Source organism: Bradyrhizobium sp. Ken64, from assembly GCF_055807555.1.
Genome location: NZ_JBVVPA010000029.1, coordinates 50,804 through 58,712, shown reverse-complemented (window position 1 = coordinate 58,712; position 7,909 = coordinate 50,804). Strand labels below are relative to the sequence as shown.

Here is a 7,909-nt window from a genome sequence, read left to right as displayed (position 1 = left end):
GTGACGCGGGCTGTGCCGCGGACCACGATCCAGTGCTCGGCACGATGATGGTGCTTCTGCAGCGACAGCCGCCCGCCGGGCTTGACCACGATGCGCTTGACCTGATGGCGCTCGCCATTGTCGACCGATTGGTAGCTGCCCCAGGGCCGATGCACCCTGAGGTGCTCCTCGGTGACCTTCGGTGCGACCGCCTTGAGTTTCGTGACCAGCCGCTTCAGCCCGTTGGCATCCTTCTGGCGCGAGACCAGCACCGCATCCGCAGTCGCGACCACAATAAGATCGTCGACGCCTTCGAGCGCGACCAGCGCGGAGTCGGTGGTGACGTTGCAGTTGCGGGAATCCTCGAACACGGCGGTGCCGTGTGCGGCATTGCCTTGCGCATCCTTATCCGACAATTCCCACACCGCGTGCCAGGAGCCGACGTCGGACCAGCCGCACGACACCGGCACCACCGCGGCGCGCGCGGTCTTCTCCATCACCGCATAGTCGATCGAGATCGCCTTGGCCGCGCCGAACGCCTCAGGCTCCAGCGTCACGAAGCCGAGATCGCGGCCGGCATTGCTCACGGCATTGGAAATCGCCTCGACGCTCGCCGCATCGACCTTGCGGTATTCGTCGAGCAATACGCTGGCCGGGAACATGAAATTGCCGCTGTTCCAGAGATAGCCGGAATCGACATAGTCGGCCGCCTTCACCGCATCTGGCTTCTCGACGAAGCGCGCGACCGCGTGCACCTCGCCGGAGATGACCTCGCCCGGGCTGATATAGCCGTATTCGGTCGCCGGCCGTTCCGGCTTGACGCCGAAGGTGACGATGCGCCCGGCGCTCGCGGCGGTGAGGCCCTGGCGGCACGCCGCGACGAACGCGGCATTGTCCTGCACCACGTGGTCGGCGGCGAGCGCGAGCACGATTGCCTCACTCGCGCGGTTCTGCGCGAACACCGCGCCGGCTGCGATCGCCGGGCCGGAATCGCGCCGCATCGGCTCGAGGATCACGTCGGCCTCGATGCCGATCTCGGCGAGCTGCTCCAGCACCATGAAGCGATAGGACGCATTGGTGATGACGATCGGGCGATCGAACAGCGAGGCCTCCGAGACGCGCAACAGCGTGTCCTGGAAGGTCGAGCGCGTGCCGAACAACGGCAGGAACTGCTTGGGGCGCACCTCGCGCGAAGCCGGCCACAGCCGCGTTCCGGCACCGCCGCACATGATCAGGGGGATAATGCGTTTGTCCATCGTCATTTCAAACCTTGAAATCGTCCCGATACCAGGTGACAAAATTATGAACTCCGTGCGCGATCGGCGTTGACGGTGCAACGCCGGCGTCGCGCATCAGATCATCGACATCCGCGAACGTTTCCAAGAGGTCTTCCGGCCGCATCGGCAGCAATTCTTTGATCGCCGTCCGACCCAGCTCCGGCTCCAGAACTCCGACGACGTGCGTCAGCTCTTCCGGATGGTGGTTGCCGACATTGTAGAGCTTAGACGGCGCATTTGCGGCAGCCGGGTCATCCGCGGGCACCAGGCCGGTGAAATCGGCGGCACCCGTGACCAAAATCGCCTGATCTCTCATCCTGTTCCCAAGGACTGCTTCGCCCGATCCGTCGCTCGATCTTTCACCCGCGGCGCCTCTTTAGCCTCCGCGTCGACGGGGTCGCAATAGCCCCGCCGCCCTGCATTCGGGCTCCTGATCACCGCTATTGCAAGATCGACGCCAAAACCATACCAAAGCGGCCGAATTCGGCGCCCTGCGTCGGGTTGCTTCAAAACCCTTGTTCATGCGGGCGAAATGCGCCGAATCCTGCTGTCGACGGCCAAGATCCTGATTTCCGGAGCGCTGCTCTACCTGGCGCTGCGCAAGGTCGATCTGTCCGAACTGTTTTCGCGCTTCACCGTGACCAGCCTGTTCTGGATCGGCTCGGCGATCGCCATCGCGTTCCTGCAAATCTTCGTCGGCGTGTTGCGCTGGCGCGAGGTCAGCGCCGCATGCGGCGCCCCGCTCGAGCTCGGCCGGGCCATGCGCTACAACGTGATCGGATCGTTCTTCAACCAGACCCTGCCGTCGGCGATCGGCGGCGATGCGGTCCGGCTGTGGCTCGTCGCGCGCGCCGGCGCCGGCTGGCGCGCTGCGACCTACTCGATCTTCGTCGATCGCGCGATCGGCTTGATCGCGCTCGCGATCATCATCGTCGCGAGCCTGCCCTGGAGCTACAGCCTCATCGCCGATCCGCACGGGCGCTCGGCGCTGCTGTTCGTCGACCTCGCGGCGCTCGCGGGTGGTCTCGGCTTCCTGGTCTTCGGCGCGCTGAAATGGCACTGGCTGAGAACCTGGTGGGCCACGCATCACATCCACGCCTGTGCCGTGATCGCCAACCGCGTGATCTTCAGCCGCTCGCGCGGACCGGCCGTCGTGATCCTGTCGCTCGCCGTGCATGTGCTGGCGGTCGTGGTCGCCTGGTGCGTCGTGCAGTCGATCGCTGCGCCGGTCGGCTTCAGCGACGTCTTTATGCTGGTGCCGCCGGTGATGCTGATCACGATGATGCCGATCTCGATCGCCGGCTGGGGCGTGCGTGAAGCCACCATGGGCCTCGCGTTCGGCTTCGCGGGGCTGGCCGCCAACGAGGGGGTCAACGTCTCGCTGCTGTTCGGCGCCGTGTACTTCATCGTCGGCGCGATCGGCGGCCTGGTCTGGATCCTCAGCGCCGAGAAAGCCGCGCAGGGATCGGCGCCGCTCGGGGTGCCGGAGTGAGCGCGGCCATCGATGCGCTCGGCGCCGTACCCTCGCTGCTTGCCGTTGCGATTGCCGCGCTGGTATCGGGCGTCATCACCTGGACCAGCCGCCCCATGCTCCAGCGTTACGCATTGGCGCGGCCCAACGCGCGGTCCTCTCATCGCATCCCGACCCCGCAGGGTGCGGGTATCGCCGTGATATCAGCGACGCTGCTGGTCGCATCAGCCTGGGCAGTCTGGGCGAACGTCGCGATTCCGCCGACGCTGATCGCTGCGACTGTGTTGATCGCCGTGGTCGGATTTGCCGACGACATCGTGTCGCTGCCGGTGCTGGTACGGCTCGTGCTGCAGGCCGCAGCCGTCGGCGCCGTCGTGTTCACCACGCCCGAGACGGCGCGCATCGTGCCGGCGCTGCCGCTCGCGCTGGAGCGCGGACTGATCCTGCTGGCAGGCGTGTGGTTCGTGAACCTCGTCAACTTCATGGACGGACTCGACTTGATGACGGTGGCGGAAGTCGTGCCCGTCACCGCGGCGCTGCTGCTGCTGGGATTGCTCGGCGAGCTGTCGTGGCCGGCCGCGCTGATCGCCGCGACGCTGTGCGGCGCCATGCTCGGCTTTGCGCCGTTCAACAAGCCGGTCGCAAAAGTCTTCCTGGGTGATGTCGGCAGCCTGCCGATCGGCCTTTTGCTCGGCTGGTGCCTGCTCGAGCTGGCCTCGCGCGGGCAGCCCGCCGCAGCGCTGTTGCTGCCGGCCTATTACCTCGTGGATTCCACCATCACGCTGTTTCGGCGCGTCGCCAGGCGCGAGCAATTCTGGTCGGCGCATCGCTCGCATTTCTACCAGCGCGCCACCGACCATGGCTTCACGGTCTCTCGCGTGATCGGGGAGGTGTTCGCGCTCAATCTCGTGCTCGCGGGGCTTGCCATCGTCACCGCTCGCGCCGGCTCGACGACGATCACGTTGATCGCGCTGCTGGCGGGCGCAATCGCGATCAGCATCGTGCTGCGGCGATTCTCCCGTCCTCAAGCGTCCTGAGCCAGCAGCGCCAGCCGCAGCCCCTCGTCGAGAGACACCTCCGGCTGCCACCCGGTCGCAATCGCCTTGGCGAGGTTGAGCTCGAGCGAACCGATCAGGCTGTCCTGCGTATCCTGCCGGCCCATCACGCTCAGCAGCGTGCTGAGCAGCTCCGGCGGCATGCCGAACAGCCGCGAGTTCTTGCCGGCAGCCTTGGCCAGCCGTGCGATGAACTCGGGCGTCGAGACCTGCTCCCTGTCGGCCACCAGGAATATCTCGAAATTGCTCGCGGGATCTGGATGAGAGAGCCGGCGCAGGATGAACGACGACAGGTTCTGCACGGCAAGGAAGGCGCGGTGATTGCGGATCGCGGCAAAGGGCAGCGGCAGCCCGAGGTTCACTGCGCGCGTCAGCAGCGCGAAATTGCCCTTGGCGCCCGCACCATAGACCAGCGGCGGCCTGATCACCGAGACCTTCATGGCGCTGTCGCGCGCCAGCGTCTTCAAACCCGCTTCGGCCGCGGCCTTGGACATGCCGTAGAGACCGCGCGGCGTCAGGACATCGTCCTCGCTGAACGGCGCGCGGCCCTCGTTGCTGCGACCGTGCACGAGAACGGTGCTGATGAAGATGAACTGGTGTACGCCGGCTGTGGCCGCGCTGCGCGCCAGGTGCAGCGTGCCGGCGATGTTGACGTTGCGGTAGAGCTGGACCGCATGCTCTTCGTGCTTGTGATGCACCCGCGCGGCGAGATGAACGACCGCGTCGACTCCTTGAAGCGCGGCTTGCCAGTCGGTTTCCGGTCCGACGGTTTCGATCACGACCTCGTCGTCCAAGCCTTCCGGTCTGCGCACCGCGCGGCGGATCGACCATCCCTCGCGCGCCAGCGCGGGCACGACATGACGGCCGACGAAACCGCTCGCACCCGTCACCAGCACGACTGGCTTGCGCTCGTTCATCGTTGCTCCGCCAGTTCGGGGTTGCGCAACAATTCGTCGATGAGGGCGGCATAGGCGTTCATCGCGGTGACGCGATCGAACTTCGCCGCCGCCTTCACCGCGCGCTCCGCAATGGGGACACCGTCGGAGCATGACGCCGCGCGGATCGCCTCGGCCAGTTGATCGGCACGGCCGGGCGTCACGACCCAGCCCAGCCCGTTCTCCACCACCGTCAACGCGGCCTCGGCCTCCGGTTCGGAGACCAGCACCACGGGACGGCCGACCGCCAGCAGATTGTAGAACCGGCTCGGCACCGACACCCCCGCAACGTCCTTCCGGTACGGAATGATCCAGAGATTGGCCGCCGTCAGGAAGGCCTCGAGCTCGGCATCCTCGACCCGCCCCACGAAGGAGACATTGGGCAAGTTCGCCTCAGTCTGCAACTGCTTCAACCGCTCGAAGCCGATGCCCCAACCGGAGAGCAGGAAGTGGATGCCAGGCTCGGCCCTCAAAAGGCGCGCCGCCTCGAACACGATCTCCGGATCATGGGTGAAGCCGAGATTGCCCGACAGGCCGACAACGAAATCCGCCGAGAGCGCAGTGCGGAACGGATTGTCCGGCGTCACCGGCCGGGGTGCGGCCGCGAGCGTCGCCCAGTTCGGGATGAAGCGGATCTTGTTCCGCGTCATGCCGGAATAGCTCAGCAGCGGCCGTTCCGCATCGCGGCCGATGGTGATGACGGCATTGAGCGCGCGGAACATCAGGCTGTTGGCGGCGCGCATCGTCATGGTCATGATCGAACCGGGCTTCAGCAGGCCCGCCATCACCAGCACGTCGGGGAAAAGGTCGTGCATGATCAGCGCCGAACGCGCGCCCTTCAGCTTCGCCGCCGCCGCGACCGCGTAAGGCAGCATGAACGGTGCGGTGACGGTGAGCACGACGTCACCTCGCCTCAGCTCCCGTGTCAACGCCAGGAACGTGCGCATCGCGAACAGCAGCTCGGAGGCGCCGCGCCGCACCAGCGCCGCCTTGCCCGTCATGCGGTTCTTGACGGCGACGATGCGCGGCTTGCCCGGGCCGGTCTGCGAGGCCGGCAATGCGCCTGATGAGCCCGACAGCACCACGACCTCGTGATCCCCGGCGATGCGGCAGGCGATCTCGGCCATGATCGCCGCCGTCGTGCTCGGATCAGGCGGGTAATGCTGGCTCGCCACGACGATCTTGCCTCGAGGCTGCATGATCAGGCCGCGGTCGACCCGAATTCCGGAATCGCGTCCTTCAGGATGGTCCTGATGGTGGCCCGATCGTCGCGCGCGATCGCCTGTTCCAGCGCCGCAATCCATTTGCGCAGCGTCTGCATCGGCGGCTCGTTCGGCTGCGCGGCCATGATGCCGGCGACGCCGATCTCGCGGGTCGGCTCCTCGGAGGCGAACAGGATTTCGTGCAGGCGTTCGCCGGGCCGCATGCCCGTGAACACGATTTCGATGTCGTAACCGGGTTGCAAGCCCGAGAGACGGATCATGCGCTCGGCGAGATCGACGATCTTCACCGGCTGGCCCATGTTGAGCACGTAGACCGACACGTCCGAGCGCTGCGTTCCGAGCGCATGCGTTGCCGCCGTGATGACGAGATCGCAGGCCTCGCGGATGGTCATGAAGTAGCGGACCATGTCCGGATGCGTGACCGTCACGGGACCGCCCGCATCGATCTGGGCCTTGAACTTCGGCACCACCGAGCCGTTCGACGCGAGCACGTTACCGAACCGGACCGAGATCAGCCGCATCGACCGCCTGGCGCCGCCGTGGCCCGCCGCAAGATCATGGTCGAGCGCCTGGCAATACATCTCGGCGAAGCGCTTGGTCAGGCCGAGCATCGACACGGGCTCGATCGCCTTGTCGGTCGAGATCATCACCATGGCTTCGGCGCCGGCGCTGTGCGCGGCATCGGCAACGTTGATCGAGCCGAAGATGTTGGTCTTGACGCCCTCGCTCCAGTCGCGCTCGAGGATCGGCACGTGCTTGAGCGCGGCGGCATGGAACACGATGTCCGGCTTGAACTCGGCCATCAGGCGCATGATGCGCTCACGGTCGCGGATGTCGGCGATCCGCCCTTCGATCGAAGCAGCGGTGCCGAGCGCCGCGAGCGTTTCGGTGATCGCGTAGAGTGCCGGCTCGGAATTTTCCACGATCAGAAGGCGCGCGGCGCCGAACGCGACGACACGCTCGCAGATCTCGGAACCGATCGAGCCGCCTCCGCCGGTGACGATCACCGCCTTGCCCTCGATCAGGGCCTCGAGCCGCGCATAGTCGATCTTTTCGCTCGGCCGCAGCAGCAGGTCCTCGACGGCGACGGCCGTGAGCCGTGGCGTATCGCCGCTCTCGAGTGAGGGCATGCGGCTCACGATCACGCCGAGCTTGCGCGCCCGCATCAGGATCGATTCGGGATGGGCCTCCGGCTCGAACGCAGTCGGCGTCATCACGACGCGCGCGATCGGCTTGCCGCGCTTGGTGAAGTCGGCGATGACATCCTCGATGTCGTCGACGCCGCCCAGAACCGGGACGTTGCGGATCAACTGGCCGCGATCGGAACTCGACGGCGAGAGCAGGCCGACCGGCCAGATGCGCTTGATCGCCCCGCTCTCGATTCCGCGCAACAGCACCTCGGCATCCGCGGCGCGGCCGATCAGCAGCGTCGGCGCGGCATCACCGGTGCGGGCGTGACGCCGCACCCGCGTATAGCGGAAATAGCGGTAGGCCATGCGCAACGCGCTGAGGAAGGAGATCTCGAGGAACCAGTAGAGGACGATGGTCACCTTGCCGAGGAAGAAGGCGCCGCGGACGTTGGGGGCGACGAAGATGTAGTCGAGCACCAGGAGTGCAACCGTCAGCACGGTCGCGACGCGGATGATGTTCAGCGCGTCGGGCAGCGAGATGAAGCGCCATTTCGTCGTGGTCAAGTTGAAGACGAAGAACACGACCACGCTGAAGGCGAGGAAATAGGGCAGGATCTGGATCAGCAGCGGCAGGCGGTCGAAGAAGCCGTCGCCGCCCTCGAAGCGCAGATAGAAGGCGGCGAACAGCGCCGCCGTGGTCGCCAGCAGGTCGTGGAGCGCGATCATGAAATTGCGCAAGGTGAGATGCGAAAGACGCGTCATCCGCTGACCGAAAATCCAGTAAGATGCAACCTGATCGCGCTGATAACCCATCTCGGCCGGACATGCCAGTCAAGGCT

The 7,909-nt window shown here is 66.2% G+C and carries 6 protein-coding genes and 1 pseudogene; 2 read left to right on the top strand and 5 right to left on the bottom strand.

The annotated features are described in order from the left end of the window. Together AC0L2F_RS31670 and AC0L2F_RS31665 are read right to left on the bottom strand one after the other, a co-directional pair. Positions 1–1,235 (bottom strand): mannose-1-phosphate guanylyltransferase/mannose-6-phosphate isomerase (locus AC0L2F_RS31670; RefSeq protein WP_473251064.1); only part of this gene is annotated, 1,235 nt, incomplete at its 3' end. Positions 1,236–1,242: 7 nt separating this feature from the next. Further along, a pseudogene (locus AC0L2F_RS31665) lies at positions 1,243–1,521 on the bottom strand (UDP-glucuronate 5-epimerase); the annotation flags it as partial. Positions 1,522–1,788: 267 nt separating this feature from the next. On the opposite strand from AC0L2F_RS31665, the gene AC0L2F_RS31660 reads away from it, so the two are divergent. Together AC0L2F_RS31660 and AC0L2F_RS31655 are read left to right on the top strand one after the other, a co-directional pair. Further along, entirely contained in the window at positions 1,789–2,748 is a 960-nt protein-coding gene (locus tag AC0L2F_RS31660; protein ID WP_007612458.1) for a lysylphosphatidylglycerol synthase transmembrane domain-containing protein, read from the top strand. Beyond that, positions 2,745–3,764 (top strand): MraY family glycosyltransferase, encoded by a 1,020-nt coding sequence (locus AC0L2F_RS31655; protein WP_473251063.1) that lies wholly within the window; start codon positions 2,745–2,747, stop codon positions 3,762–3,764. Before AC0L2F_RS31660 ends, AC0L2F_RS31655 begins: the two co-directional genes overlap by 4 nt. Here the strand turns inward: AC0L2F_RS31655 and AC0L2F_RS31650 are convergent. Genes AC0L2F_RS31650 through AC0L2F_RS31640 form a run of 3 tightly spaced genes read right to left on the bottom strand, consistent with a single transcriptional unit; the run spans position 3,752 to position 7,832 of the window. Then, the gene (locus tag AC0L2F_RS31650) at positions 3,752–4,699 is read right to left on the bottom strand and encodes an NAD-dependent epimerase/dehydratase family protein (protein WP_473251062.1); all 948 of its coding nucleotides are present in this window, start codon (positions 4,697–4,699) and stop codon (positions 3,752–3,754) included. The two genes, AC0L2F_RS31655 and AC0L2F_RS31650, sit on opposite strands and share 13 nt — an antisense overlap. Next, positions 4,696–5,916, bottom strand: a complete 1,221-nt coding sequence (locus AC0L2F_RS31645) for a glycosyltransferase family 4 protein (protein WP_473251061.1) — start codon at positions 5,914–5,916, stop codon at positions 4,696–4,698. Before AC0L2F_RS31645 ends, AC0L2F_RS31650 begins: the two co-directional genes overlap by 4 nt. Positions 5,917–5,918: 2 nt before the next feature. After that, positions 5,919–7,832, bottom strand: coding sequence for an SDR family NAD(P)-dependent oxidoreductase (locus tag AC0L2F_RS31640; RefSeq protein WP_035975124.1), 1,914 nt, complete (start codon positions 7,830–7,832; stop codon positions 5,919–5,921). Between the last annotated feature and the right edge of the window lie 77 nt (positions 7,833–7,909).

Excerpts from the sequence above, each read along its gene's own strand:
- AC0L2F_RS31660 (WP_007612458.1), top strand. The coding sequence starts at position 1,789 with ATGCGCCGAATCCTGCTGTCGACGGCCAAGATCCTGATTTCCGGAGCG.
- AC0L2F_RS31650 (WP_473251062.1), bottom strand. The coding sequence starts at position 4,699 with ATGAACGAGCGCAAGCCAGTCGTGCTGGTGACGGGTGCGAGCGGTTTC.
- AC0L2F_RS31645 (WP_473251061.1), bottom strand. The coding sequence starts at position 5,916 with ATGCAGCCTCGAGGCAAGATCGTCGTGGCGAGCCAGCATTACCCGCCT.
- AC0L2F_RS31640 (WP_035975124.1), bottom strand. The coding sequence starts at position 7,832 with ATGACGCGTCTTTCGCATCTCACCTTGCGCAATTTCATGATCGCGCTC.